The organism is Protofrankia sp. Cr1 (assembly GCF_963555865.1).
In the GTDB taxonomy this organism is placed as follows: Bacteria; Actinomycetota; Actinomycetes; order Frankiales; family Frankiaceae; genus Protofrankia.
The window spans coordinates 1-2,199 of the sequence record NZ_CAUVXO010000059.1 but is presented as its reverse complement, the minus strand read 5'-3'; the positions used below and the strand labels follow the sequence as shown (position 1 = coordinate 2,199).

Annotated in this window: 2 protein-coding genes; one reads left to right on the top strand and one right to left on the bottom strand. The window is 71.1% G+C overall.

Annotation, left to right across the window (positions count from 1 at the left end; genetic code table 11):
- Nucleotides 1–1,236 (top strand): acyl-CoA dehydrogenase family protein (locus U9980_RS07845; protein WP_322767327.1); only part of this gene is annotated, 1,236 nt, incomplete at its 5' end.
- Nucleotides 1,237–1,251: 15 nt separating this feature from the next.
- Here the strand turns inward: U9980_RS07845 and U9980_RS07840 are convergent.
- Nucleotides 1,252–2,028 carry a VOC family protein gene (locus tag U9980_RS07840; protein WP_322767326.1) on the bottom strand — a complete coding sequence of 259 codons (777 nt, stop codon included), beginning with the start codon at nt 2,026–2,028 and terminating at the stop codon, nt 1,252–1,254.
- Between the last annotated feature and the right edge of the window lie 171 nt (nt 2,029–2,199).

The following is a 2,199-nucleotide window of genomic DNA, read 5'->3' as shown; positions in this document are numbered from 1 at the left end:
AACGCTTCGGGCAGCAACCTCGACCTCGTGACCTGGCGTGGCGAGGTACGGCGCTGGCTCGCCGCCACCGTTGCCGCGCCGGTGGCAAGCCACGGCCCGCCCGACCTCGCGGTGTTTCGTAACCTCTCCGACGGCGACGAGCACACGTTGCTGGAGAACGTCCGAGCCTATCGGCGGGCCCGCTACGACGCGGGCTACGGAGCGCTCACACTGCCGGTGGAGCACGGCGGCGCCGGTCTGCCCGCGCTGTTCGCGACCGCCTTCGCCGAGGAGGAACGCGCGTTCGCCGTGCCGCCGTCCACCGAGCTGATCAGCGTGACGACCGGTCTGGTCGGCCCGGCCGTGGCGATGTTCGGCACCGAGGCACAGCGGGAGCAGTTCGTCGGGCCGCTGCTGCGTACCGATCTGCTCGCCTGTCAGCTGTTCAGCGAACCCGGGGCCGGTTCCGACCTCGCGGCACTGGCCTGCCGCGCCGTGGCGGACGGGGAGACCTGGGTCGTCGACGGACAGAAGGTCTGGTCGTCCGGCGCGCGGTTCGCCGACTACGGGCTGTTGCTCGCCCGCACCGACCCGGACGTGCCCAAGCACGCCGGGATCACCGCCTTCCTCGTTCCCATGGACGCCCCCGGTATCGAGATCCGCCCGATCCGGCAGATGAGCGGAGGTACGTCGTTCAACGAGGTCTTCCTCACCGGCGTCCGGATCCCCGACGCCCTGCGTGTCGGCGCGGTCGGCAACGGTTGGCGGGTCGCGAACGCGACGCTGTCCTTCGAGCGCACCGCGTCCGGATCGGTGACCCGGCGTAAGGGCGGAACCTTCGACGACGTGCTGGAGCTCGCCCGCCGCCTGGGCCGGGCCGGTGACCCGGTGGTCCGTCAGCAGCTCGCGGACCTCTACATCCGGACGGTGCTGCGGGCCGCGACCGCCGGACGGGTGGCGCGGGCCGCAGCGGCCGGGGCGTCGCCGGGGCCGGCGGCATCCGTCGGCAAGCTGGTCGCCTCCGACGTGCTGACCCGCACCGGCGAGCTCGCCGTCGACCTGCTGGGTAGCCGGGCGGCGGCCGACTCCGGTGAGGGGTTCGGCTGGACCGAGCATCTGCTCGGCGCGCCCGGCTACCGGCTGGCCGGCGGAACCGACCAGATCCAGCGGAACATCATCGGGGAGCGGGTCCTGGGTCTGCCGGCGGAGCCGCGGGTCGACAAGGACGTGCCCTGGTCCGCGCTGTCCCGCTCCTGAGCGGCGGCCTGAACCTCACCCAGGCGGGTTCTGGGCGGAGGCGATGATGTGGAACGCCACACCGAACGGGTCCTCGACGATGGCGACACGCCCGTAGGGGGAGTCCTGGGGTTCGCCGGGACATGCGCCGCCGCCGTCGAGGACCCGCCGTACGGCCGCGTCGGTGTTCTCGACCTCGAAGTAGGTGATCCAGGATGACGACGGCGCGTCGGCAACGCCGTGAATTCCGCCGATCATCTGGCCGTCGCCGCGGTGCAGCACGGTGTAGTCGATGTCGGGAGCCGCCATGGGTTCCAGGGTGTAGTCGAAAACCGCCTGGTAGAACGGGCGGGCCGCGTCCGCTGCGGGTGTGCGCAGCTCGTTCCACGCCAGGGAACCGGGTTCGTTGACGATCCGCGCGCCGGGGTGCATACGGCCCTGCCAGAGGCCGAACTGCGCGCCGGTCGGATCGAGGGCGATCGCCATCCGCCCGGCGTCCATCGCATCGATGGGCGCCACGACGACCTGGCCGCCGGCGTCGGCGATGTGCTTGGCAGTGCCGTCACAGTCGTCGGTGGCGAAGTAGAGGTTCCACCAGAAGGAGGTGGCGTTCGGGTCCGGGTTCGCCATGACGGCCGCCACCGGCTGCCCGCGCAGCAGGCACATCGTGTAGCCCCCGGCTTCGGGGGGTCCCTCCTCGAACTCCCAGCCGAACAGGGTGCCGTAGAACTCCTTTGCGCGTTGGATGTCGGGAATGCCGAGGTCGATCCAGGTGGGTGTCCCCGGCGGTTGGTTACTCGTGACTTCGGCCATGGGTCCGTCTCCTTCGAGCGTGTCGGGTACAGGCCTGCCTACCCATCCTCGACATCTCCTGACGGTTCGACCAGTCCCCACGCTCGCAAGCCCACGCCGACTCCGGGGTCCTCGGCTGAGGACGGTGATCCTGGCGCCTGTGCCGGAGAGGTAGAGCGGGCTGTCGGTGAT

Excerpts from the sequence above, each read along its gene's own strand:
- U9980_RS07840 (WP_322767326.1), bottom strand. The coding sequence starts at position 2,028 with ATGGCCGAAGTCACGAGTAACCAACCGCCGGGGACACCCACCTGGATC.